Source organism: Antarctobacter sp. (genome assembly GCF_048262615.1).
In the GTDB taxonomy this organism is placed as follows: Bacteria; Pseudomonadota; Alphaproteobacteria; order Rhodobacterales; family Rhodobacteraceae; genus Antarctobacter.
This window is the reverse complement of record NZ_JBLXFB010000013.1, coordinates 45,721-70,677: the sequence shown is the minus strand read 5'-3', so window position 1 is coordinate 70,677 and position 24,957 is coordinate 45,721. Positions and strand designations below refer to the sequence as shown.

Annotated in this window: 19 protein-coding genes and 1 tRNA gene; 14 read left to right on the top strand and 6 right to left on the bottom strand. The window is 64.6% G+C overall.

Annotated elements, in window-relative coordinates:
• The first annotated feature begins 156 nt into the window (after nucleotides 1–156).
• From ACN0S5_RS14980 to ACN0S5_RS14970, 3 genes are all read left to right on the top strand, one after another.
• Nucleotides 157–1,275: a pyridoxal phosphate-dependent aminotransferase gene (locus tag ACN0S5_RS14980; protein ID WP_417209509.1), complete on the top strand. Its 1,119-nt coding sequence runs from the start codon at nucleotides 157–159 to the stop codon at nucleotides 1,273–1,275.
• 127 nt (nucleotides 1,276–1,402) lie between these two features.
• Entirely contained in the window at nucleotides 1,403–1,609 is a 207-nt protein-coding gene (locus ACN0S5_RS14975; protein WP_417209508.1) for a histidinol phosphate aminotransferase, read from the top strand.
• A gap of 75 nt (nucleotides 1,610–1,684) precedes the next feature.
• Nucleotides 1,685–2,668 carry an Ldh family oxidoreductase gene (locus tag ACN0S5_RS14970; RefSeq protein ID WP_417209507.1) on the top strand — a complete coding sequence of 328 codons (984 nt, stop codon included), beginning with the start codon at nucleotides 1,685–1,687 and terminating at the stop codon, nucleotides 2,666–2,668.
• A gap of 138 nt (nucleotides 2,669–2,806) precedes the next feature.
• Here ACN0S5_RS14970 and ACN0S5_RS14965 read toward each other — a convergent pair whose 3' ends face one another.
• Complete coding sequence (locus tag ACN0S5_RS14965; protein WP_417209505.1) at nucleotides 2,807–3,241, bottom strand: DMT family transporter; 435 nt, start codon at nucleotides 3,239–3,241, stop codon at nucleotides 2,807–2,809.
• Nucleotides 3,242–3,251: 10 nt separating this feature from the next.
• Complete coding sequence (locus ACN0S5_RS14960) at nucleotides 3,252–3,662, bottom strand: PaaI family thioesterase (RefSeq protein WP_417209504.1); 411 nt, start codon at nucleotides 3,660–3,662, stop codon at nucleotides 3,252–3,254.
• Between the two features lie 108 nt (nucleotides 3,663–3,770).
• Here ACN0S5_RS14960 and ACN0S5_RS14955 point away from each other — a divergent pair, with 108 nt between their 5' ends.
• Both ACN0S5_RS14955 and ACN0S5_RS14950 read left to right on the top strand, forming a co-directional pair.
• Nucleotides 3,771–4,241, top strand: a complete 471-nt coding sequence (locus ACN0S5_RS14955) for a c-type cytochrome (RefSeq protein ID WP_417209503.1) — start codon at nucleotides 3,771–3,773, stop codon at nucleotides 4,239–4,241.
• 64 nt (nucleotides 4,242–4,305) lie between these two features.
• Nucleotides 4,306–4,725, top strand: a complete 420-nt coding sequence (locus ACN0S5_RS14950) for a c-type cytochrome (RefSeq protein WP_417209501.1) — start codon at nucleotides 4,306–4,308, stop codon at nucleotides 4,723–4,725.
• 313 nt (nucleotides 4,726–5,038) lie between these two features.
• Here the strand turns inward: ACN0S5_RS14950 and ACN0S5_RS14945 are convergent, their stop codons facing one another.
• Nucleotides 5,039–5,626 carry a TetR/AcrR family transcriptional regulator gene (locus ACN0S5_RS14945; protein ID WP_417209500.1) on the bottom strand — a complete coding sequence of 196 codons (588 nt, stop codon included), beginning with the start codon at nucleotides 5,624–5,626 and terminating at the stop codon, nucleotides 5,039–5,041.
• Nucleotides 5,627–5,706: 80 nt separating this feature from the next.
• On the opposite strand from ACN0S5_RS14945, the gene ACN0S5_RS14940 reads away from it, so the two are divergent.
• The 7 genes from ACN0S5_RS14940 (at nucleotide 5,707) to ACN0S5_RS14910 (ending at nucleotide 14,229) form a co-directional block, all read left to right on the top strand.
• Nucleotides 5,707–6,027 (top strand): hypothetical protein, encoded by a 321-nt coding sequence (locus ACN0S5_RS14940; protein ID WP_417209499.1) that lies wholly within the window; start codon nucleotides 5,707–5,709, stop codon nucleotides 6,025–6,027.
• 133 nt (nucleotides 6,028–6,160) lie between these two features.
• Nucleotides 6,161–7,447 carry a homoserine dehydrogenase gene (locus ACN0S5_RS14935; RefSeq protein ID WP_417209498.1) on the top strand — a complete coding sequence of 429 codons (1,287 nt, stop codon included), beginning with the start codon at nucleotides 6,161–6,163 and terminating at the stop codon, nucleotides 7,445–7,447.
• 191 nt (nucleotides 7,448–7,638) lie between these two features.
• A complete protein-coding gene (locus ACN0S5_RS14930; RefSeq protein WP_417209496.1) occupies nucleotides 7,639–9,519 on the top strand; it encodes a VCBS domain-containing protein in 1,881 nt (626 codons plus the stop codon).
• A 189-nt stretch (nucleotides 9,520–9,708) separates the two neighbouring features.
• Entirely contained in the window at nucleotides 9,709–10,683 is a 975-nt protein-coding gene (gene glpX, locus ACN0S5_RS14925; protein ID WP_417209495.1) for a class II fructose-bisphosphatase, read from the top strand.
• 114 nt (nucleotides 10,684–10,797) lie between these two features.
• The gene (gene recJ / locus ACN0S5_RS14920) at nucleotides 10,798–12,552 is read left to right on the top strand and encodes a single-stranded-DNA-specific exonuclease RecJ (protein WP_417209494.1); all 1,755 of its coding nucleotides are present in this window, start codon (nucleotides 10,798–10,800) and stop codon (nucleotides 12,550–12,552) included.
• A gap of 135 nt (nucleotides 12,553–12,687) precedes the next feature.
• A tRNA-Glu gene (locus ACN0S5_RS14915) sits at nucleotides 12,688–12,762 on the top strand.
• Nucleotides 12,763–12,945: 183 nt separating this feature from the next.
• The gene (locus ACN0S5_RS14910) at nucleotides 12,946–14,229 is read left to right on the top strand and encodes a DUF6538 domain-containing protein (RefSeq protein ID WP_417209492.1); all 1,284 of its coding nucleotides are present in this window, start codon (nucleotides 12,946–12,948) and stop codon (nucleotides 14,227–14,229) included.
• 92 nt (nucleotides 14,230–14,321) lie between these two features.
• Here ACN0S5_RS14910 and ACN0S5_RS14905 read toward each other — a convergent pair whose 3' ends face one another.
• From ACN0S5_RS14905 to ACN0S5_RS14895, 3 genes are all read right to left on the bottom strand, one after another.
• On the bottom strand, nucleotides 14,322–18,140 hold the full coding sequence (locus ACN0S5_RS14905) for a trypsin-like peptidase domain-containing protein (protein ID WP_417209491.1): 3,819 nt from the start codon (nucleotides 18,138–18,140) through the stop codon (nucleotides 14,322–14,324).
• 143 nt (nucleotides 18,141–18,283) lie between these two features.
• A complete protein-coding gene (locus ACN0S5_RS14900) occupies nucleotides 18,284–18,997 on the bottom strand; it encodes an OmpA family protein (RefSeq protein WP_417209490.1) in 714 nt (237 codons plus the stop codon).
• Nucleotides 18,998–19,022: 25 nt separating this feature from the next.
• Nucleotides 19,023–21,452 carry a hypothetical protein gene (locus ACN0S5_RS14895; RefSeq protein ID WP_417209489.1) on the bottom strand — a complete coding sequence of 810 codons (2,430 nt, stop codon included), beginning with the start codon at nucleotides 21,450–21,452 and terminating at the stop codon, nucleotides 19,023–19,025.
• Nucleotides 21,453–22,032: 580 nt separating this feature from the next.
• Between ACN0S5_RS14895 and ACN0S5_RS14890 the strand changes: the two genes are divergently transcribed.
• Nucleotides 22,033–22,287, top strand: coding sequence for a hypothetical protein (locus tag ACN0S5_RS14890; RefSeq protein ID WP_417209487.1), 255 nt, complete (start codon nucleotides 22,033–22,035; stop codon nucleotides 22,285–22,287).
• Nucleotides 22,288–22,289: 2 nt separating this feature from the next.
• Nucleotides 22,290–24,785 carry a CRISPR-associated helicase Cas3' gene (gene cas3 / locus ACN0S5_RS14885; RefSeq protein WP_417209486.1) on the top strand — a complete coding sequence of 832 codons (2,496 nt, stop codon included), beginning with the start codon at nucleotides 22,290–22,292 and terminating at the stop codon, nucleotides 24,783–24,785.
• Nucleotides 24,786–24,957 lie beyond the last annotated feature (172 nt).

Below are 24,957 nucleotides of genomic sequence, written 5' to 3'. Positions count from 1 at the left end.
GCCTTTTGCCCGGTCCGGGTCAACCTGTCCGCGCCCCCGCCGCGCGGCCATCCGCCAAATGTGACCGCCGCCGCGGGGCCAAGGCGGCCCGACCGCCCCCAGCGCCGCCCGAAATCCCACGTTGACGCGGCCGCCCGCGCCGCCATATTTGCGCCCATGACTGGACCCCGATACCCCGCCCTCATCGCCGCGCTTCCCGCATCCGTGCCCTTTGTCGGCCCCGAACTGCAAGAGCGCGCCCGCGGCGCCCGTTTCCGCACCCGCCTTGGCGCAAACGAAAACATCTTTGGCCCGTCGCCCTTTGCCATCGCGGCCATGCAGGACGAGGCGGCGGAAATCTGGAAATACGCCGACCCCTCACATCTGGACCTCAAAGGCGCGCTGGCCGAACGCCTGACCTGCACGCCGCAGAACATCCTGATCGGTGAGGGCATCGACGGGCTGCTGGGCTATCTGGTGCGGCTGCTGGTGGCACCGGGCGATGCGGTTGTCACCTCCGACGGGGCCTATCCGACCTTCAACTATCACGTGACCGGCTTTGGCGGCGTGCTGCACAAACTGCCCTTCAGGGACGACCACGAAGACCTCGCCGGGTTGATCGCCAAGGCGGCAGAGGTCGACGCCAAGATCGTCTACCTCGCCAACCCCGACAACCCGATGGGCACATGGCACAGCGGGGCCGCGATAGAGGCGGCGCTGGACAACCTGCCCGACGGATGCGTGCTGGCGCTGGATGAGGCCTATATAGAATTCGCCCCCGAAGGCACCGCGCCGCAGATCGACGCCGAAGATCCGCGGGTCGTCAGGTTCCGCACCTTTTCAAAGGCCTACGGCATGGCGGGCGCGCGCATCGGCTATGCGGTGGCGGCGACGGAAACGATCAAGGCGTTTGACAAGATCCGCAACCATTTCGGCATGAACCGCTTTGCGCTGGCCGGGGCGCTGGCGGCCCTTGGCGATACCGAATGGCTGCAAGAGGTGATCCGCCTCACCGCCGAGGGGCGGGCAGAGGTCAGCCGCATCGCCGCAGAAAACGGGCTGACCACGCTGCCCTCGGCGACCAACTTTGTGGCGGTGGATTGCGGCAAGGACGGCGATTTCGCCCGCGCGGTTCTGGCCGGTCTGATCGATCGGGGCGTCTTTGTCCGGATGCCCTTTGTCGCGCCGCAGGACCGCTGCATCCGCATCAGCGCGGGCCGTCCGGAAGATATGGAGATACTGGCCGAGGCGCTGCCAAAGGCGCTGGAGGCGGCCCGACACGCCATCACGGCCTAGGGCCTGACCTTGGGGGGTCTGCGCGGATATTCACCGATTTTTCAGCAGATCGCGGAATCCTGACCTGACTCGCCGTCGCGCTGCGCTAAAGTGTGACCGCGACAGGGCTGATGCAGGAGGCCGCGCGATGGAGAACCATCACCCCAAACCGGTCGAGAATTACATGACCGTGAACATGATCCTGATCTTCGTGAACCTGATGTGGGTTTTCGTGGTGCTCTGGTCCTACTGGGGCCTTGGGATTGTCCTGATCCTTGCCGTCTTTCTGAACCACCTGATCACCCGGATTGACTTGGCCCGTCGCCGCCGCGACGCAGAGTTTGACAGCATATGACCCGGCCTTCGACCTAACCGGTTTTCGTTTCGGCGCGTGCGGCATAGGCTTGCCCAAACGCGCAGGAGTGAACCGATGCCCCAGATCACGATAACAGAGATTTTCCGACTGTCCGAAACCGCGCTGGCCGCGCATGGGGCCGATGCCGCCATCGCCGCCGAAATGGCCCGCGCGATTGCCTGGGCCGAGGCGCGGGGAAACCGCATTTGCGGGCTGTATTACCTTGAAAGCTATTGCCAGCAGTTGCGCTCGGGGCGTGTCGATGGCCGGGCGGTGCCCAAGATCAGCCGCCCCCGCGCCTCTGAAATCCGGGTGGATGCGGCCCACGGATTTGCGCAATCCGCCTTTGCCGCCGCTTTGCCGCAGGCGCTGGAGGCGGCGCGCGACACCGGCCTTGTCAGTCTTGCGCTGCACCACGCCCATACCTGCACCGCGCTGGGCTATTTCACCGAACAGATCGCCAAGGGCGGCGCGCTGGGCTTTGGCCTGACCAATGCCTCGCCCATCGTGGCGGCACCGGGCGGCAAGACCCGCGTGATCGGCACCAATCCCATCGCCTTTGCCGTACCGGACGGGCAGGGCGGCGTGGCGATGATGTTCGACCAGAGCACGACCACCGTCGCGCTGGGCCGGATCACCATGGCCAAGGCCGCCGGTGAGGCCATCCCCGAAGGCTGGGCCGTCGATGCCGAGGGCCGCCCGACGACAGACCCCGACGCCGCGCTGTCGGGCTCGCTGACCTCAGCGGGGGGCTACAAGGGCTGGGGACTTGGCCTGATGGCCGAGATTCTGGCCGCCTGTCTGGGCGGTGGGGTGCTCAGCCGCGATGTCAAACCGCTCAAGGCGCCAGAGGGCGCGCCGCATGACCTTGGCCAGTATTTCCTGATCATCGACCCCGGACAGGGCGATTTCTTTGACCGGCTGTCGGGGCTGGCAGAGGTGGTCACGCAGGATGACGGCGCGCGGATGCCCGGCGCGGGCCGCGCGCCCGCCGATACGGCGGATGTGCCAGAGGCGCTATGGGATCAACTGCGCGCCCTTGCGGGCGAGAGGCGCTGAGTCGCGCCGCCTTGGGTCGCCGGGTTAATGCCCCGCCCGCCGCGTCCTTGCCGGGGCGGGTTTGTCACCAAAAGGTAAATTCGTCTCTGTAACCCATTGATCTTGCGTGCCCCGTGGGCTGTCCACGTGTGGACAGCCTCAGGCCCGCTGGGTGATCCAGACCCCCAGCGCCATCACCGCGATGCCCGTCGACCGGGTCAGGGTCAGCGGCGAGAGCCGCGCCCCGAAGAGGCCAAAATGGTCGATCGCCGCGGCGCTGATCAACTGCCCGATGAGCACGAAAAAGACCGCGTTTCCGACCCCGAATTTGGGCGCGATGATCGTCACCGACAGCACGTAAAACGCCACGAGGCATCCGCCCAGCAGCAGATGCCGGGGCGCCTCTGTCACGCCGCCCAATCCCTTGGCCCCGCTCGCCAGCCAGACCGCCAGGGTCGAGGCCAGCGCCACACAAAACAGCACCACCGCCGCCGCGATGGGCGAGCCCAGCCGCACGCCAAGCGCCGCGTTGAGCGCCGCCAAGGTCGGGATGCCGATCCCGGCCAGCAGCATGACAAGGGCATATTGAGTCATTCTCGGTCTTTCATTCAGCAAGGAAAAAGGTCGCGCTGGCCGCCGCCACCGGCACCGCATCGGGCAGCCGGATCAGCGTGGCCTCGGCAAAGATCATCGCCCGCCCGGCCTTGATCACCCGCGCCGTGCAGCGCACCGCCGCGCCGCGCGCGGCGCTGAGAAAGCGGGTCTCAAGGTTGGTGGTGGCCACCGGTTTGAACGCCCCCAGCCGCCCGGCGCAGGCAAAGACCATCGAGGTATCCGCCAGCGTCGCCAGCGCCTGCCCGCAGACAATCCCGCCCACCCGCGCGATGTCCGGGGTGACGGGGATCTCCAGCACCGCGGACTCGGGCCCGATGGCGGTAACCCTCGGCTGCAACGCCAAGACCCAAGGTGCGAAATTCTCTTCCAACAGGCGCTGCGCGGTGGCAGGATCAAGCATGTGGACCTCCCGTCTGTCCGGCGCGACTATGACCGGACCTGTGGCGACTGTCACCACCTGTCATGGCGGCGGTGCGGTTCCGGGGCAAGAACAAGAACGGAGCGGGACATGTATATCAAGGCACTGGCCGTGGCCGCGCTGATCACAGCGACCGCCTGCACGCCGTTCTGGTCACGGCAGGACGGCACAAGCCGCGCATGGTTTGCCCCCTCGCGGTCCGTCAGTGACGAAGTGGACGTCCCTCCCGGTGCCAAGGCTTTTGCCGCCAACTGCGCCTATTGCCACGGGGTCACAGGACAGGGCGATGGCCCGCTGGGGGCTGATCTGCCGGTGACGCCGCCGGACCTGACCGGGCTGGCGCTGGCCAATGGCGGCAGCTTTCCGGCCGAACGGGTGCTGGCGACGATCCACGGCTATCCCGGCAAGTTCCACCGCGGCTCGATGCCCGAATTCGGGCAGGAACTGAAAGGCCCGGTGGTGGAATGGCGCGCGCCGTCCGGGGCGGTCATCATGACCCCCAGGGGCCTGCTGGATGTGGTGGCCTATGTGGGCAGCCTGCAAGTCGATGGCGAAGGTTGACAGGGCTTGCCGCCGGCGCGGCGCTTTGGCAGGAGACAGGCAAAGGCAGGAAATGAGGGCAGGCATGCACAAGGTAATCATCGGGCTGGCGGCGGCATTGGGTCTGGCCGCCTGTATGGAAGACGGCGCGATGCCGGGTCCGCAGGACGGGCGCGCGCTGTTCATGGCCAATTGCGCCGTCTGTCATGGTGAGGACGGCAAGGGCGACGGTCGAATGGCGCGGGCGATGAAAAAGCCGCCAAAGAACCTGACGCTGATCAAGCTGCGTAACCGCGACGTTTTCCCACGCGCCAAGGTCATGTCGATCATCGACGGCTATGCCCGGTCGGATCTGGCGGGGCCGGGGATGCCGGAGTTCGGTGCGCTGCTGGAGGGGGATCTGGTGCCCTACGACAGCGGCGACGGCAAGCCGACGCCGACGCCGCGCAAACTGGTGGCGCTGGCGGAATACCTCGAGTCGATCCAGGCAAGCCGGACGCCCTGACCGGGTATCTTGGTACGGGATCGCCGGACGGGACTCGTCGCGGCCCCAAGGGGCCGCAACATCGCCCGCCCGCCGACCCTGTGGATTCGCGCCTGACGGCGCGTTTTCCGCTTTGCGATTCACCCGCGAACAGACCCGCCTGTCCGCCGAAACCATCGCTCGCTTTTTGCTGCCTGAGCCACCCGGTGGCGGGCGACAAGGGCAAGCCGCCTGCGGCGGGGCTGCGCCCCCTTGTCCCCCGCCACCGGGCGTCTCTTTTCGGCATCAAGCGAGAGATGGCTCCGGCGAACAGGCTTGGGCGGCCGGGGAGGGGCTAGGCCGCGACCGCCTTGCGCACCATGTCGCAGTAGAGATCCTGCACCTGCGCCACGCCGAGGCGGCCGCCGGGGCGATACCATGTCGTGATGCCGGTCAGCATGGCGATCACCGCGAGGGTTGTCAGCTTGGTGTCGGCGACATCGAACAGGCCCGCGTCGCGGCCCCGGCGCAGGATGTCCTCGAGCGCGTCTTCGTAGTCGCGCCGCAGGCCTTCGATGATTGCGAAATGTTCCGGCGTCAGGTTGCGCAGTTCCATGTAGGCGATGAACACCAGCTCTGGCCGTTCGAGGTGAAAGCCGATGTGGAAGCGCACGAAATCCTCAAGACGCGCCTGTGGCGATCCTGCCGCGGGGCGCGCGCGCCAGTCGGTCAGCAGGTCGTCCATATGGTCCTGCATCAGCGAGAACAGCAGCGCCTGCTTGTCAGGCGTGTAATTGTAGAGCGCGCCCGCCTGTAGCCCCACCTCGGAGGCAATCTGGCGCATGGAGACAGCCGCGTAGCCGCGTTCCGCGAACAGCCTCAGCGCCGCCTCGCGGATGCGCGGGCCGGTGATTTCGGAGTGGCTTCCCTGAGTGCGTGCCATGGCGGCCATGGTTATCTGAACAGGCGTTCAGATCAAGCGGGATGCTTGCCAGTCTTCGCAGGCTGGGGCATGACAGTCACATGCGGAAGGTGTCGTGTCATTTCCTGATCTGGCTGGCTGTCGCGGGCGGTCTTGCGGGCTGTACCCAGTTTCCCGAACTGGACGCGGTGGCGACGCCCGGCGTGGCCACGGCGGCCTATCCGGAATTCCTGCCGCTGGGCGACTTGCTGAACGGCGCGGTTCCGCGCGCCTCGGAGGCGGAGATCGTGGCAGTCGAGGGGCGGGTCAGCGCCCTGCGGTCGCGGGCGGACCGGCTGCAACGGGTTGCGATTGCGCCGCGCGGTGTCGACGGGCGGGTGGCGCGATTGCGCCGCCGGGCCGCAGAGTTGCGCGCGCAGTAACCGCTTGACCGTGCCTTTTCCGGAGGCGTCGTGCGGCCTGTGGGCCGATGCTGTGCCGCGCGCTCTTGTCCCTGCGGCTGCTTGGCGGTAACCGGGGCTTTGATCGATCCAAGGAAAAACAGGAGCCCGTCCCATGTCCCAGCCACTACGCCTTGGTATTGCCGGTCTGGGGACCGTGGGCACCGGTGTCGTCAAGATCCTGCGCCAGAAGGCGGCGCTGCTGACGGAACGCGCCGGGCGCGCCATCGAGATCAGCGCCGTGTCCGCCCGCACCCGCGACAAGGATCGCGGCGTGTCACTGGCGTCTTACGCGTGGGAGGACGATCCGGTTGCGCTGGCGACCCGCGACGACGTGGATGTCTTTGTCGAACTGATGGGCGGCAGCGACGGACCGGCGAAGGCTGCCGTCGAGGCGGCGCTGAAGGCGGGCAAGGATGTGGTGACCGCGAACAAGGCGATGCTGGCCCATCACGGTCAGGCATTGGCGGAACTGGCCGAATCCACCGGGGCCGTGCTGCGGTTCGAGGCGGCCGTGGCGGGCGGTATCCCGGTCATCAAGGCGCTGACCGAGGGGTTGGCGGGCAATGAGATCGAGCGCGTCATGGGGGTGATGAACGGCACCTGCAACTACATCCTGACCCGGATGGAGGACGGCGGTCTGAGCTATGACGCGGCCTTTGCCGAGGCGGATGCGCTGGGCTATCTGGAGGCCGATCCGCAACTGGACGTGGGCGGGATCGACGCGGGGCACAAGCTGTCGCTGCTGTCCTCCATCGCCTTTGGCACGCAGGTGGCCTTTGACGCGGTGGAACTGGAAGGCATCGGCAGCGTCACCATCGAGGACATCCGGCAGGCCGCCGACATGGGCTTTCGGATCAAGCTGTTGGGGGTGGCGCGGATGACCGGGCGGGGGTTGGAGCAAAGCATGGCGCCCTGCCTTGTGCCTGCCAATTCGCCGCTGGGCCAGTTGCAGGGCGGCACCAACATGGTGGTGATCGAGGGCGACCAGGTGGGTCAGATCGTGCTGCGCGGTGCGGGCGCGGGCGAAGGCCCGACCGCCAGCGCCGTCATGGGCGATGTCATGGACATTGCGCGCGGGCTGCGGGTGTCGACCTTTGGCCGCCCGGCGGATGCCTTGAAACCGGCTGTTCCGGCCATGGCCTCGACCCCTGCGCCCTATTACCTGCGCACCGCTCTGGCGGACAAACCCGGTGCGCTGGCCAAGGTGGCCACGGCATTGGGCGAGGCGGGCGTGTCGATCAACCGGATGCGGCAGTACGATCACAGCGACGACAGCGCCCCGGTTCTGATCGTGACCCATCGCACCACACGGGCCGCACTGGATCAGGCATTGGCCGGGATGGAGGCTACGGGCGTGATGATGTCGCCCCCGGTGGCCCTGCGCATCGAAGAGGTCTGAGACAGGTCATCGCGGCGCCCCGCGTCGCGATGAATGACGTAGCGTCATCAAAAGGTTTGGCGATTCCGCATTCTGCGGTTAACCTTTCGTTAAGGATTGGATAGCGGCACCGTAAACGGTGTCCGGCGACGCCCTTTTGGCAGCGCCGCGCCGGTGATTTTGGCGGGTCCGATGCGACGGGGGGACGACATATGCCAAAAGATAATTCCAATGTATTCGGTCATCCGATCACCGGGACAGACGGGGACGATACACTTGCGCCGGTCGATCCCGGTGAGGCCGTCCGTATCAACGGAGGTGACGGCAACGACGATATCACCGGATCGGATCAGGGCGACGTGATCAACGCCGGGGACGGCGATGATACGATCGAGGGCGGCGGTGGCGACGATACGATTCGCGGCAATGACGGCAATGACACGGCGGTCTATGCGGGCTCTATCTTTGATTTCCTGATCTATGGCGGGAAGGGCAACGCCACGGTGGTCGAGGACACCAGCCCCGACGCCGGCGACGAAGGCACCGACACGGTAAAGCAGATCGGCACGTTGCTGTTTGGCGATTTCACCTACCTGATCGGGCAGAACAACGCCCCCTTGGTGCTGATGGACGATCAGACCACCGATGAGGACTCGGTAAAGGTCTTTACGTTTGATGCCTTCGATTTTGACGGCGGAACGGTCAGCCTTGACGATATCTCTGTCTCGGACGGGACGGTGTCGGCGGGCGGTCCGGTCGATGTGACAAACGGAAATTACACCGGTGGGCAATTCACCGTGACCTTCGATCCCGGTGCCGCGTTTCAGTATCTTGCGGTGGGTGAAAGCGCGACCGAGACGGTCTCTGTCGAGGTGTCCGACGGGCAAGGCGGGGTGTCGGTGCTGATACGCGATATCGTCATCGCAGGATTGAACGACGGTGTGGTTATCGACGCCGGGGCCTCTGATCTGACGGGCGCGGTCACAGAGGATGACAGCACGCCGATACTGACCACCTCCGGCAGTATTCTGTTTTCAGATGTCGATCTGTCCGACACCCACGTGGCCGATGCGGGCCTTGCGGGGATTGACGGGTTGAACGACGGGCTGACCGGGGCGGCGGCAGAGGATTTCCTGACGGTGGCGGCCTCGGACACGACCGGGGTCGCAAACGGGACAGCGGACTGGAGCTTTTCGGCAGAGAACGCGCTGTTTCAGTACCTTGGCAGCGGCGACTCGGTGACGTTTTCCTATGACGTCAACATTGATGACGGCAACGGCGGGGCTGCGTCGGAGATGATCGGCATCACGATTTTCGGCGTCAACGACGATCCCGAGATCATTGGCGGCGATTTCACCGGCGAGGTGACAGAGGACACGCTGCTGACGGTCAGCGGCACGATTCTGGCCGAGGATGTGGACTATGGTCCGGACATCTTTAACTGGTCGGTGCAGGGCGGTGGCGCAGGGGCCTACGGGTCGATGAGCGTGGATCTGTTCGGGACCTGGACCTATACGCTCGACAACGTCAACGCGGACGTGCAGGCGCTGGAACTGGACGAAACCCTGACCGATACCTTCATCTTTGTCGTCGATGACGGGCTGGGAGGTGAGGCAACCCAGGCGGTGACAATCACCATCAACGGGCTGGCCGACGGCGAGGATGTGATCAATCCGCTGTTGCAGACCTTTGAGGCCGGGGTGAGCGGTGGACCCGGCGGATTTGTCTTTCAGGGCGATTGGGGCACCGTGGATGCGACGCTGTCCGACGGTCGCAGCGGCAACCCCTACGACGCGGCGCTGCAATCCGGCATGTTTGTTGCGAACAACGGCGCGGCGGATGTCAGCATCGTCCGGGACACGAATTTCGATTTGCAAAGCGCGTATTTCACCTCGCCTTTCGCGGCGAGCATGACCTTGCAGGTGCATGGCTACGACGATGGCGTGCTGATCGGCAGCCAGACAATCAACCTGACCCGTGACACCACAAGCTTCGTGGAATTCGACGATGCCACCTTTGACTCCGTGGATGAGGTTGTCTTCGAAGCGGGCGGAGCGTTCTTTGGAATGGACAACCTGCTGATCATCGGCTGAGGCTGGCAGCGGGGAAATGGACCGGTGAAGGGCGGCGTTCAGCCGCCTTTCAGCGGTGTGGGCGATCCCCTTGGGCCGGGGCCGCGTATTGACCACACCTTCTTGGCCGCAAACCGCTATCCTCTTGCAGCCCTGTCCCGGCGCGGGGTACTCAACGGGCGACGCGGCTCTCACGAAGGATTACCGGCGATGTCCACCCCGATCGATTTCAATGACCGAATGCTTTCCCTGGGTCTGGCCCGCGTGGCCGAACAGGCCGCCATCGCCAGCGCCGACTGGATCGGTCGCGGAGATGAGAAAGCGGCGGATCAGGCCGCTGTGAACGCCATGCGCGACCAGCTCAACAAACTGGACATCAAGGGCGTGGTGGTGATCGGCGAGGGCGAGCGTGACGAAGCCCCCATGCTGTACATCGGTGAGGAAGTGGGCAACGGCAATGGCCCCGGCGTGGATATCGCGCTGGACCCGCTGGAAGGCACCACCCTGACCGCAAAGGACATGCCCAACGCGCTGACCGTGATCGCGATGGGGCCACGGGGCTCGATGCTGCATGCGCCCGATGTCTACATGGAAAAGCTGGCGATCGGGCCGGGCTATCCGGAGAATATCGTCACGCTGGACATGCCGCCCGCGACCCGCGTGTCGGCGCTGGCCACGGCAAAGGGCTGTCTGCCGTCGGATATCACGGTCTGCATTCTGGAGCGTCCCCGCCATGAGGAGATGATCGCCGAGGTCCGCGCCACCGGGGCCTCTATCCGGCTGATCACCGACGGCGACGTCGCGGGCGTCATGCACTGCGCCGAGCCGCATCTGACCGGCATCGACATGTACATGGGGTCCGGCGGCGCCCCCGAAGGGGTGCTGGCGGCGGCGGCGCTGAAATGCATGGGCGGTCAGATTTTCGGACGCCTGCTGTTCCGCAACGACGATGAGCGCGGTCGCGCGGGCAAGGCCGGGATCACCGATCTGGACAAGATCTACACACGGGACGAGATGGTGACGGCGGACGTGATCTTTGCCGCCACCGGCGTGACCGGTGGATCGCTGTTGCCCGGAATCAAGCGTGAGGTCGGCTGGATCACCACCGAGACCTTGTTGATGCGGTCCAAGACCGGCTCTGTTCGGCGGATGAACTATCGCAATCCGTTCAGGCCTCAGGGCTGAGCTTCTGGCGGAGAGGCGATTTTTCGTCGAAAAATCGGTGTTGGGGGCGCTGCCCCCACCGCCCTTCGGGCTGCCCCCGGAGGTATTTGAACAAAGAAGAAGCCGGGAGTAGCCTTGTCCTATCTGGGGGTGGAGAGCAGTCTGACCGGGAGGCGCTGGGTCGGTCCGGGCCCCGAGGAAACCCGACAGGCCGAGACATTGGTGCAGAGGACCGGGCGTCCGCATGCGTTATGCGCCGTGCTGGCGCGACTGGGGGTGTCGGCGGACGAGGTCGAGGGGTATCTGGCGCCGACGTTGCGGACGCTGTTGCCCGATCCGCGCAGCCTGAAGGACATGGAACCGGCGGCGGCGCGGTTTTTGCGCGCCGTGTCGCGGCGCGAGCGGATCGCCATTTTTGCGGATTATGACGTGGATGGCGGCACATCCGCCGCCTTGCTGATCGACTGGCTGCGCCAGATGGGGCGGCAGGCGACTTTGTATGTTCCGGATCGGATCGACGAGGGCTATGGGCCGAACGTTCCCGCCATGCGGCACCTGGCCGAGGCGCATGACCTGATCGTTTGTGTGGACTGTGGGACGCTGTCACATGAGCCGATAGCGGCGGCCAAGGGTGCGGCGGATGTGGTTGTGCTGGACCATCACCTTGGTGGCGAAACCTTGCCCGACGCGCTGGCCGTGGTGAATCCCAACCGGCAGGACGAGGACGGCGCGCTGGCGCATCTTTGCGCGGCGGCTGTGGTGTTCCTGATGCTGGTCGAGGCCGGGCGGCAGTTGCGCGCCGCGGGGGCGCAGGGACCCGACCTGATGGCCGCGCTGGACCTTGTGGCGCTGGCCACGGTGGCGGACGTGGCCCCCTTGAAGGGCGTGAACCGCGCCTTTGTGCATCAGGGGTTGCGGGTCATGGCGCGCCGGGCACGGCCCGGTCTGGTGGCGCTGTCGGATGTGGCGCGGCTGGAACGCGCGCCTGCCGCCTATCATCTGGGGTATGTTCTGGGGCCGCGCGTCAACGCGGGCGGACGAATCGGCAAGGCGGATCTGGGGGCGCGGCTGCTGGCCTGCGACAACCCGGTCGAGGCGCAGGCCATGGCCGAGCGGCTGGACCTGCTCAACACCGAACGGCGCGAGATCGAGAGCGCGGTACGAGAGGCCGCGCTGGCGCAGGCCGAGGACCGCGGGCTGGACGCTCCGCTGGTCTGGGCGGCCAAGGACGGCTGGCACCCCGGCGTTGTGGGCATTGTTGCGTCGCGTCTGAAAGAGCAGACCGGGCGTCCCTCCATCGTGATCGGTTTTGACGGGGACGAGGGCAAAGGCTCGGGCCGGTCGGTGCCGGGCGTTGACCTCGGGGCCGCGATCCAGCGGCTGGCCGCCGAGGGGCTGCTGGTCAAGGGCGGCGGGCACAAGATGGCCGCCGGGTTGACGGTGATGCGCGACAAGCTGGAGCCCGCCATGGCGCGGCTGTCGAACCTGCTGGAGCGGCAGGGCGCGGGACAGGGCGGGGCGGCGGACCTGCGCGTGGACGGCGTGCTGATGCCCGGCGCCGCCAGCGTCGAATTGGTCGACCTGCTGGAGCGTGCCGGTCCTTTCGGGGCAGCGGTGCCCGGTCCCCGCTTTGTCCTGCCGGACATGCAGATTCGATATGCCAAGCGGGTGGGCAGCGCGCATCTCAAGTTGACGGTGTCCGACGGGTTGAGGGCCTCGATGGATGCGATCCTGTTCTCGGCTTTCGAGGGGCCTTTGGGACCGGCATTGGAGGATCATCGGGGCGCTCGGTTTCACCTTGCGGGCAAGCTGGACATCAATTTCTGGCAGGGCCGCTCGACGGTTCAGCTGCGCCTTGACGACGCCGCTCCGGCGGCGCGGACAGTGTGAGGGATGTTCACGGGATGGGGTGGAAAATGGGGCGGAAAAATCTGCATTTTCCGCTTGCAAGCATCGCGCGCTTTTCATAGAACCCGCCTCACGCCGCAGCGATGGTAGCAAGCCAACGCCGCCGCGCCTCAGAGTGGCCCGTTCGTCTATCGGTTAGGACGCCAGGTTTTCAACCTGGAAAGAGGGGTTCGATTCCCCTACGGGCTGCCACTTTTCCCAAAATGGAAATCGTGCAAGCTCTTGGAAACAAGGTGATTTCGCCGAAAGCGTGTCGGCCTTGGCGCCTAGTGGTGCTGATTTTGCACTACGTTTTGCACCACATTTCGCACCACTGGCAGGCGGCATAGCGCGCCATGTCTTTTCGTGGCATCTCCTTCCAAAAGGAGCCCAAGCATGCCCGTCTATCTCCGGGGGTCGACCTATCATCTCAAGCGGCGCGTCCCGACTCGCTACGCGAAAGTCGAACGACGCCAGTTCGTCTACATGTCCCTCAAGACGGACAGCCTGACGGTCGCGCAGCGCAAGGCAGAGGATGTCTGGGATCAACTGCTGGCCCAGTGGGAGGCCCTGCTCAAGGGCGATACGAACCTGGCCAAGGTTCGTTACGAGGCGGCACAGGATCTCGCCAAGGCCCGACAGCTGCGCTTCATGCCAGCCGAGGAGGTCGCCAAGCTCCCGCTCCCGGAGATTGTCGAGCGCGTGGAGATGTCAGTCGGTCCTGACGGAAAGATCAACGACCAGAAAGGCGAGGCATTTCTCGGCGCCATCGAAAAGCCGGGCCTGACGATGACGGAATGCCTGGAGATATTCTTCGAATTAGACAAGGAGGAAGCCGCTCGTCGAAGTCCAAACCAGAACCGGGTACGCGCCAATAACTTCAAGCGGGCTATCAGAAATTTTATCACCGTAGTCGGAGATGTAGAGATTCAGCAGCTTTCTCGTGATCACATGATGGAGTTGCGTGAATCGTTCTGGCTGCGGGTGCAGGCGGGCGAGGTCAGTCTCACGACCGCGAACAAGGAGATGAAGGTCTTCGGCACCGTCCTGCGACGGGTCAACGAAATGACGATGTTGGGCCTTGATCTGCCGCTCAAGAAGCTCGCCTTTAGGGGTGCCGAGGAAACGACCCGCAAGCCGTTCAGCACGACATGGATCAAGCGCACGCTGATCGACGGCGACCACCTGGACGGGCTCAATGCCGAGGCCCGGGCCATTGTGCGGCTAATCATCAATACCGGGCTGCGCCCCTCGGAGGCCTGTGGCTTGCTGGAGGATGAAATATGTCTGGCAAGCCCCATTCCTCACATCGAAATCAAGCCCCGTGAAGGGGGCGACCGGGTGCGGGCAGTCAAGACCCGCAGCGCGCGAAGGACGCTGCCCCTCGTGGGTGTTTCCCTAGCTGCTGCGCGTGAGTTCCCCAAGGGGTTCCCGCGCTACTATGACAAGCCCGGGCTGAGTGCGACGGTGAACAAGTATTTGCGGGAGCGTGGTCTGATGGAGACGCCTGAACATTCGCTCTACTGCCTGCGGCACTCTTTCGAGGATCGAATGTTGATGGAGGGGATCGACGAGCGGCTGCGGCGGGATTTCCTGGGGCACAGGCTCGATCGGGAGAGATACGGTTCCGGCGGGGACCTGGATTTCAGGCAACGCGAATTGAAGAAGATTGCGCTATAAGGCTAGTGGTAGGATGACATCGATCTTGGATTGGCCCGGTAAAGCGCCTTGGGCGAGGGCTCGTCGCCCAAGGCGCTTTACCACAAGCCCGCCTAGCGGTCCCGGTTCGCTGTCACAAAGGCCTTCATCGCCGCCAGTGTGCCCTTGCCGACATCGCCGTCGATCTGCATCGTGTAGTAGCCCTGCGCCTTGAGCACCTGCTGGATTTCCTTGCGCAAGTTCTCGGACAGCGCGGCGGCGCGGTCCTCGACCAGCAGTCGGCGGACCGCCGGATCGCCCTGTGCAAGCAGTTGCATCAGGACCTCCGCAGCTTCCCGGCTCTCGGCCCCCTCGGCCGGTTGCTCGGGAAGGGTCTGCAGCCGGGTGTAGAGTGGGATCAGCGAATCGCGCAGGTCGCGGAAAGCGGCCAGGGTAAGGACGTCGCCTTCTGGCGACCAGACCTGCAGACGCTTGGCCCGGTCCGGGCCCAGAGTGTCGATCTCGTCGCGGTGCAGCCCCGTGTCGGCCTCACCCGGCAGACCTGTCCAGACAACATCGCCGCGCGCGAGGTCGAGCAGCGCGAATTGGTCGCCGGTCAGCATAGCGTGACGCCCATCGGCAAGACTCAGCAGAGCCCCGTTGTCATACAGGCGAGGCGGCAAGCGAAGCGCCTCCGTCGAGGTTCGCGCATCGAGGCTTTGCAGATCCCCGGTCTCGGGATCGCCCAGAACCCAAGGCGTCAAGGCGAGCCGAAAGGTGTCGGGGTTCCTCGCCTGGTTTTCCAAAGGCGCACCTGTCATGCCGTCGAAATATCGCACCTGCGACTCCTCCAGGATGAGAAAGCGCGCCCCGTCCTCGATGAAACCGGCGGCATCGCCGCCCCAACGCCCCGCCTCGAACACAGCGATCATGGCCATGTTCGGCAGAGAGATCAGCGCGCCGGCGCCGCTTTCGCTCTGCGAAACCAGGGCGCGGCGGCCATTGGGCGAGACCCGGATGGTATCGGGCGACTCGACTGGCTCATCTATCCTGCGCACCTCGTCCAGCGTGATGGCGTCGAGCAACACCAGGCTTGTCTTGCCCTCTGCGCTTTCGATGAGCAATAGCTGGTCCGAGCCCGGCACCAGTGCAAGTTCCCCGGCGCCCCAACCGTCGCCTGCGAGTTCTCTGTCGGCCAGGACGCGCCCGGTCTCGGCCTCCCAGGTGACGACGCGTCCGTCCTGCGATGCGGCCACCAGCTTCCCGTCGTCCGAAATCGAGAGGTTTCCGAGCGCTCCGCAGCAAGGGAAATCCCATCCAAGGCCGTATTCCCGCTCTTCCAGCGTGGCAAGTGAGTTCAGCAGTACCGCTTTGTCGCCAGAGATCTCCCAGAGATCCACGACGCCAAACTGGTCGGCCAGGGCGATCCGGGTGCCGCGCAGGGCGGCGGTGCTGGCGTTATATCGCCCGGGGGCCGGATGAAAGCCCAGCCAGTCGCCTGAGCTCAGGCTACGCATCTCGATCCCGCCGTCGATCCGGCCAAAGTAGACCCGGTCGAGCGGCGGGTTCACGGCGATCGCCTCGGCATAGATCTTACCGGAAAACGCTCCGTCCCAGAGCAGGTCGCCGGTGGCCAGGTCGGTCATTGCGATGTCATAGGCCCGCCCGGTCGAGATTACCGAGCTACCGTCGCCGCTCATAGCCAGCGCGGCGATGTGGTAGTCGCGGTGATGGGCCCATTCGCGCAGTGTCTCACCGGTCTTAGGGTCGATCACCGCGACGGAGCCCTCGCCGAAACCGGCGAGGATTTCGCCCGTTCCGGGCACGCGCAGCAGGCGGTCGCCATGGGACAACCCTACCCAGAAACGGTCCGGCAGGTTCTCGCGGAGAAAGATCTGCCGACCCTGTGTCGTGACGCCGGCCATGGTTCTCCCGTCCATGACGATCAGCGCCTTGGAATCGGCGGTGAAGGTCATGAAGAAGTCGGTCCCGTCTACCGCCTTGGGCATGTCCAGGGTCCGGATCGGCCGTTGATCCACCAGGTCGATCAGCGTGACCTTTGCCGCACCATGCGCGATGGCGAGTGTACGGTTGTCTGGGGCGAGGTTCATGGCGTCGATTGGAGTGTTGTCGCCGTCGATATAGCGAAAACGATCGACGGTCTCACCCGTTTGGGTCAAGACGATGAGCAACTCGCCGGCTCGCAGGGGCACAACTGCCTTGTCCGTGCCGGGCAGCAGCACCAGCTTGCCCTCGGGGTGTTCCAGCGGCACGCGGGCGATCAGCGACAGGTCCTCGGCGTCGCGGATCACCAGGCCGTCAGCCCCGTTGAGGACCAGCAGGCGCGCGCCGTCCTCGGTCACCGCCAAGTCGTCCACCCGCCGGGCAAAGCCGTCCGGGATCAGCATCGGGGACCATCCCTCGGGCAGGCCGGTTTCTGCGGGCATCGTCAACCCCAGTGTGTCTAGGAACGATAGTGCCCGCGGCGTGACGTCAGCGCCCTCCGCGACCCTGTCGGCGGGTGGGGTGTCGACGCGATCTACAGGTTTCGCCGTTACCCTGTTGCCCGCTCCCGCCGGGCCCGTCGTCGGCCCGGTCGGGCCCAGCGCCGCGTTTTTCAACGTACGGGCCTCTTGCAAGGCGATTTGGATCCGCTGGGAGAATGCATCGTCCTCATGGCGTTTCAGCAGGTCTTGCAGAGCTGCGATGCGCGAATCGAGATCCGCCAGAGTGCGCGCGGCGTCCAGGGCGGTGTCGAAGTCCGCCTTGGCCCGTCTGTCGAGAAACCGTCGCGCACCGACGGCGGCCCGACTGTCGGGAAAGTCACTCAGGATCGCCTGCAGCGCCGCGGTCTGGGGCTCAGCGTCCTCGATGATCTGGGCTTCGACCAGGGCGTCGCTGGCGGCGCTTTCGCGCAGGCGCGCGGCCTCGGCGGCCTCCTTGCTGCCGGGGAAATCCGTGATCAGGCTGGCGAGCATGTCGAGTCGGCGCTTGGGGTCGTCCTGCTGCAACGCCCGGTCGAGCGCTTGTGCCGCAGGGGTGATCCCTTCCTCGCTCTGCTTGGCGACGTCAAAAAAGCCCAGGTCGAAGGCGTCGTTGATCATTGTAAACTTGTGCCCGCCGTTGAAGCTGTCGCCCTTCGGACTCAGGCCGCCTTGGTTGTGGAGGCCCACGACGGCCAACGTGTCGCCGTCGAACAGCAGCGAGCCGGAAGAACCCCCGGTGCTCTCGCAACTGTGGCGCAGGGGCGATCTCTCCGGCGCGATCTCGGATTGCAGGCGGTGGATCTGGCAAGTGCCGGTGGAATATTGCTGCGGCGCCTTGGCAGGGTGGTGGATCATGATGAGATCCTGCAAGGGCTCCACTCGCGGTGTTTCGCGCAGCGGGATGTGGCCGCCGAGATCCGTGTTGGCGTCGCCGCCAACGATCTGCAGCAGCATGGCGTCCAGCGCGTCGTTGGCCGCGATTTCACGGTTCGACACGAGGTAGGTTTGCTGCTTGTCGCCCGAGTCTGGCGAGGTGTAGCCGAAGGTGATACGAGCCTCGCGGACGATGGTGAAGCCAGCTGAGACCAGGCCTGCGTCGTAGTAGCAGTGCTTGTTTGTCAACAGCCGGTTGTCGGGCAGCAGCGTCGCGGTGCAACTGTTGACCATGGGGCTCTTGACGACGGCGGTCTTGCCGCCGTGTGTCACGCTCCGGGGCTGTCCATCGGGCGTCATCAGGCATACCTGCAGGATGCCGACGTAGCGACCCAGCGCCTTGATGCGGGGCGGGGCGCGATTGATCGACAGCCAAAAGCCCTTTTTCACCTCGCCGTCGATCAGCAGGTTTGGGAACTTGGTCGATTCCGTGTCGACATCGAAGTCGAAATCGCATTCCGCAACCGACTGTGCCTGCGCCGCGCCACCGAACAGGCCGAAAACGACGATGGCGATAGCCTGAAGAACACGCATGGTATTACTCTCCTGCATCTGTGGAACCCTTGGTCGCCGGGCGCAAGATTTACTCTTGGAGGCTAGCCAGCGCCTTGCCGACACGGCAAGCCCGACTGCTGAATTTCGCGGGCCCAGAACCAGGCCAGGGCCGCACCAGACCCTCACCCCGGGCAGACCGCGCTCACCGAGCGCAGTACCGTGTCGACTGTGTCTGGCAGGCGCATGAAGGTCACGCGGCGGTTCTCGGCTGCTTCGGGATCCTTGGTGTTGCGGAGCGCGGTTTCTCCCCAGCCGACCGGGTAAAGAGCCACTGCAGAGCCGCCTTGCAAGGCGCCCGTGACCGCCGTCGCACGGCGCAGCGACAGGGCGCAATTGTAGGCTTCGGAACCCGCCGCGTCGGTATGGCCGATGACTGCAAAGGCGGTGCCTGCGAGCGCCGGATCGGCGAAGGCCTCGCCCAGGTCGCGAACCACCGTGGTCTGGTTGTCGCGGATGCGGTCGCTGTCGAAGTCGAAGGCAATGGTGATCCCGACCGTCGGCAGCACCAACGGCGCGCTCGTGTCGGGCCCAGGTGCCTCCGGCGACGGCGCGTCCCGCCCGGTCGTGGCGGCTACCGTCACACTGTTGTCGTCGGGATTGACGATGAAGGTCTCGGTCAAGACGTCTGGCAGCGTGCTCTCGTTAAGCGTGCCGACCGCCCCGATCCGAAGGTCGGCGCAGATCGCATCGCCGGGGTCGAACAGACAGGCGGCCATCCTGTTTTGCGGCGGCGGCGCAGCGTCCCGCGGATCCTCCATACCCTCGATGAAGAACTCGCTTTCCTGTGCGTGGCCGGCCAGGGCGGGCAGGCCGAGGCAGAGCGTGAGGGTGAGCAAAGTTGGTCTCATCTCGGATCCCCTCCTACTCGTCCCGCACGACGACCGAGACCTGGGCTTGGGCCACGTCCGGGTTGTGGCTCGACAGGGCTCGAAAATCGACGCCACTGTCGGTTTTGCGGGTCACTTGTGGATCGGCGTCGGGATCTGTGACGAAGGTTTCGTTGACCATCGCGGAGTAGCGTTCCCTGGTTACCGCTTGGTGGCCCTTGGTGCAGGAAACCTGGTTCGTGTTGCGGGTCGCCTGTTCTATGGCGGCCTGATTGCCGTTGCAGATCGCCAGGATCGTCTCGAGCCCCGGCTCGGGGGACGTCATAGTGCCCCGCGGGGGATAGATGAACTGGCTGCCACCGGGGATCACCTTGTCCTCGAAACCTTCCATCGGGAAGAGGATGCAGCTGTCGTGGTCGTCGTCGATCGAAATCAACGTCAGCCGACAATCCTCGCGCGGTTCGACGAAGATCTTGACCTCCTCATTGACCTTGACGCTGGTCGGGGTGGCGTAGACCGTCAACCGGCTGCGGACCACGCTGGAATGCTGCATCGGATCGTAGCCGGCGCCGTACTTCACGGCATCCTCGGCGGTCTTGATCCGTTCCCCGCCGGTGACGCCTGCATCGGCGGTGACGGCGGCGGGATCGTAGGGCGTATCCTTGACCACCTGCCGCGTGGAATAGGACAGCTTGGCCGTGGACACGTAGTCGGTGCGTAGCGGGCGGTAGTTCGTCAGGTTCTGGAGCAGCACAGGAAAGGCCGCCTCCCACTCGTCTCGAGCGATCGGGGAGAGGTCGAGCCGGGTGATGAGGCCGGCGAATTGCGGACCGACGAAGGCCATGCTGGAGCGCAGTTCGTCTGGCCTCAGGCCAAGCTCACTGGCGGCCTGGTCGAAGGTGACGAAGTAGTCCACGTGGTAGACAAAGAGCCCACGCACCGGCTCGAGCCCTGCAGCGGTGGCGGATGGGTCGATGCCCGCCCTGTCCAGAGTGTCGAGAAAGGCCTTCATGTCGCGCTGGAAATATTCGTTGACCTCGTCCTTGCCGGGATAAATCTGGTCGATGATCTGGTGCGCGGCCGGCGGCAGCGACTTATTGGCCCTGGCCACTTCGCGCACGATGTCGTCATTCAGGCGGATGCCCTTGGAATGGCATGAGATGCAGGAAATGCCATTGACGACCTCGCCTGTGCCCTCGGGATAGTCCGTGTCGCGCACGATCTGGGTCGGTCCCACGTTCAGGCGTTTGCCGTCCGCCGTGTTGAGATAGTAGGCATGAAAGCCGTTCGGTAGGGTAAAGATCGACTCACCCCCGTCCTGCTCGAAGGCGAACTCGTCGCCAAAGGTCGAGGCCGGGCCCAGCGGGAACTCGAAGAAGCTTTTGCGACCGGCGGAAGCCGAGAAGTCGTAGGAGGTCCAGAAGAAGCCGGTGCCGAGTGGGTGGCGTTCGATCAAGCGGTTGTTGGTCGACACGCCCGAGTCCTGGAAGCCAGCCCGGATCACCTGCCCGTCCCGAATGTTACGGTCGAGATCGAAGCCCAGAAGGTCCTGCAGCCCTTGGAAGCTGTCGGGGAGGCCGAGGATGTCGTAGTAGAGCGGCGATACAGAGGCCGTCGCGGCGAACCAGTCGGCCCGGATTACCGGGATCTCGGTGCCCGAGATCTGCTGCAGAGTGTCCAGGTAGGGATCGACATCGCTTTCCATCGCGTAGGGATACTCGTCCTCGAGCCCGTCCCAGGTCTCGGGTGTCCAGTCGAGATCCGGCAGGAACACGCGCAGCAGCACGCCGTGTGGATCGACTTGTTCGAAACGGTAGACATTCGGATTCCAGCTCAGCGCGTTCAGCAGTTTGACCGCCCCGCCCCGGTAAGCCTCGAATGTCTCGTCGGTAACTCTGGCGTCGTTCCACATCGTCCGCATCGAGATGTAGCGTACGCGGTCGCGGCGGTTGGTCGGTTGCTTCTGCAGGTCCTCGTGCGCCATCGCATATATATCGGCCAGCGAGATGAAGGGGCGCGGCTCGGGCGCGGTCTCGCCCAGCGCGACGATCCAGTCCTTCAGGTGTTTCAGCTCGGTGTCGTCTGGGGCGCAGTCGGGCGAATAGCAGTTGTCGGGCATCAACGGCGCGCCGCCGGTGACGACCTGGTAGAGCTTGGAGGCGTTAGGATCGCCCACCGCGATGTGCTTGGGGTCATGCGCAAGTCGGCGGATGTCCAGCACGTGGCCGAAGCCGGACTTTGGCTGTGTCAGCCCGTTCTTCAGTTTGCCCTGTTGGTGGCAGCCCGAACAGTACTCGTCCAGCACCGCATAGGCGTTCTTCTCGAGTTCCGTGGCATCCTCGGGCAACTGGTATGCGAGGTCCTCGGGGTCGACCAACTTGGTCTGGTCCTGCGCCGTCGCTGGCAGGGCGAGGGTGGTCGTCACGGCGAAGAGGGTGAGCGTGATCAGCGGGTTGGCGGACATGGAATGATCTCCTATCAAATGCGGTTCGGCCACTATCCGCTGGAATGTGTTGCGCCAAGCGCAACTCGTGCCGGGGTTCAGACCGTGGTCAATGATCGATTTCCAACTATCCGATCTTAGGAGTGAACGGCGTTTTCGATCAAGTTGGGAATACCCCAGGGGCGCAGACCCCGGACCAAGCGGCACGCAAAGCGAACGCCACGTCGGGTCGCGGTTGGTGTAGATGGACTCCGGGACCGCGGGTCGAAACCATGCGATGTTGGCTCACAGCGTCCCTGCCCGCCGCCGGGGCCGGGCGGATTGTGCGTAGCAGAGAGGCGGATGGCATTGTGCTGGGAAGGGCGACGGCATTTCTCGCGAGGTCTTGTGGCACGGCGATCGCGGGGGCTCGCCGCTGGTCCAGAGACTTGGCTTGCAACTAATCCACTGCCCCGGGGATCTCACATCCAAAACATTACAACGGTTCTTCCATCGGCTATCGCGCCCGAGCGCGAGAAAGACCATGCTTGCGCTTGTTCGAGCCACCCAGTCACGTTAGCCCTAGACGCAGACAAGCATTCCCAAGAGCAGGCATATTCCCATGTCCCGGTCTGAGTTGTCCAACTTGATCTGGTCCGTGGCCGACCTCCTGCTCGGCGACTACCGGCAGTCCAAATACTACCGTGTCATCTTCGCCTTCACCGTCCTGCACAGCCTCGAATTTGTCCAGTTGCCGAACATGTGGGGTGTTTGCCAGTCTCCAAGGATCGACGTGGGCAACCACGCCAAGCTCGGCCAGAAAATGGCCGTCTGTGCCGGTTCGCACAGTTTCCAATCCATAGCTGTGGTGGGGTGACCATGCTGAAGTTGGACTGGCCGGGCAAGAGCTCCACTGCCGAAGGGATGCCAGCCCATCCGGCTGTCTACCATATGCTGGATGTCGCGGCGGTTGCGGAGCGTCTCATAGCGCCTTTCCCCTTTGCGCCGGGCCTGCGCGAGGCTTTGGTCCTGCTAGTGGCGCTGCACGATTTGGGCAAGATCAGCGACTGCTTTCGGAACTTGCTCGAACATGACCGGCCGCAGGAACGCCGTCATTGGGAACTGACCGAGGTCTTACTGCACAATTTCGATGAACGTCTAGAAGCTCATCTCGGCGGTTTGCCTTTGCATCGCTGGCAACTCTATGCAGCGACGGCTGGTCACCACGGCAAGCCGCCGACTCTTTCACTCGGGACGTTGCCGAAACCTCGAAAGGTGAGAGATTTTCATCGGGCCCTAAAACTCGTCGGGAGTGGTGTGGAGCCAGCCGGCGAAGTTATTGAGGAGCTTTGCAGCCTGTGGCCGGATGCAACACTCTCGGGTTTGTCCAGTCACGAAGTCAAACGATTGTCCTGGTGGCTCCCCGGTTTCTGCGCCGCGTCGGACTGGGTCGGGTCCAACACGGACTGGTTCGAAGCCGTTGCTCCGGGTCCTGATCCGGTTGAGTATCTTGCTAGATCGCGCGAAATTTCTAACCGCGCTGTGAGTGAAGCCGGGTTGGCCGGTACGAAGGTCAAGACTGGGCCGGTTGTGGATTTCGAACTGCGCCCCATGCAACAGGCCTGCAACGATCTGTTCCTGCCAGATGGACCCATGCTGGCGATCATCGAGGACGAGACCGGGGCGGGCAAAACCGAGGCCGCCCTGATCCTCGCGCAACGCATGGTGTGTTCCGGGAAAGGGCGTGGGCTGTACTTTGCATTGCCTACCATGGCCACCGCGGATGCCATGTTCGCACGGGTATCCGACGTGGTCGGTCGGATCTTCGTGCATCCGAGTCTGACGCTGGCGCATGGGCGTGCGGGGCTGTCACAGCCATTCAGGGATCTTGTCGTGGGAGGGGCCCCGGGTGAGGATGCACCAAGCTGCACCGCATGGCTGGCCGACAGCCGTAGGCGAGCGTTGCTCGCCGATGTCGGGGTCGGGACCATCGACCAGGCGCTGTTGTCGGTCCTGCCTGTCAGGCATCAAACGCTGCGCCATTTCGGTCTGTCATCGAAGATCCTGATCGTCGACGAGGTTCACGAGATGGGAGAGCCCTATGTCGCGAAGGAGCTTGAACGACTCCTGCAAATGCACCGCGCGGCGGGCGGGTCAGCCATCCTGCTGACGGCAACGCTGCCGCTGGAACTGCGCGACATGCTGCTGGCGACCTATGGTGGGGTGGCGGATGACCCGGCATATCCGGCGCTGACGGTTGCTGGCGGCGATGCCGTGACAGTGTTTCCGCCGGATGAACGACCGAAGAAGGGGCCTGTCAGGGTCCATCGCCTGCCGGACGCCGCTGCCGCAGCGCAGGTCATCGCCGACGGGGTGGAGGCGGGGGGCGCCTGTGTCTGGGTGCGCAATGCGGTGGATGAAGCTATCGAGGCGGTCTCGATGTTGCGGGACAGGGGCATCGAGGCCCGGCTATTGCACGCGCGCTTTGCTCTGTGTGATCGCAAAAGAATTGAGGCGGAGGTGTTGGCGCGGGCCGGAAAGGCGGGTGTGCAGCGTCAAGGCTTCGTTCTGGTCGGGACACAGGTTCTCGAAGCCTCGCTCGACCTGGACTTCGATGTCATGGTGTCCGACATTGCCCCGGTCGCGGGGCTTATTCAACGCGCGGGGCGGCTTTGGCGGCACATGGCGGAGCGGCCCCGCGAAAGTCGCCCGATTCCGGAACCTGTGTTGCACGTTCTTTCCCCGAACCCTGCGAGTGTCTCCGATGACCGCTGGTTGCAGCCTGTTCTTGGGCGGGGGGCTTGGGTTTACTCGATTGCAGACATCTGGCGGACGGCGCGGGTGTTGTTTGAGCGCGGCCGGATCGAGGCACCGGACGGGCTTCGGGCGCTGATCGAGGCCGTGCATGGACCTGAAGCCGAGGATGTGCCGGAGGTGTTGATCCAGGCTGAGATGGAAGTCTTGGGCAAGGACCAGGCAAAACGAACGCAAGCACTGCACAACCTGGTCGATCTGGACAAAGGCTATCGACAAGGCGGGCGCGGCGATGACGACGCGACCTATCCGACCCGTTTGGGCGATGAGACGCTGACGCTGGTTCTGGCACGACACACGCCCGGCGGACTGGAGCCCTGGGCAGAGGGCTGCGCCGACCATGAAGGCTGGGCGCTGTCCGAAGTTTCGGCAAGGCGCACGCGGTTGGAGGCGCACTCTTTGCCAGACCAAAGCGACGAAGAGATTGTTGCAGTGACGCGGGAGTGGCCGGAGTGGAAACGAAACGCCGTCAGGGTTTGTCCGGTGGGTGACGATGGTCGGATTTGCGAAGGATTGCGCTATGATGCCGAATACGGTCTGGTGTTTTTCAGCCTGGACTGATCCGGGATGGCCCATGTTGAGACGAAGGGCAGGGTCTGTTCCTCGCAATAGCGGGGATGAAAATTTTAAGTGTTGAGACTAAGGGAAAGGTGGGATTGACACCGGCCGCCGAGTCCTCATAAGCTGAAAAGGCCACGGGAGGGATAACCCTTCCGTGGCTCTTGCAACATCC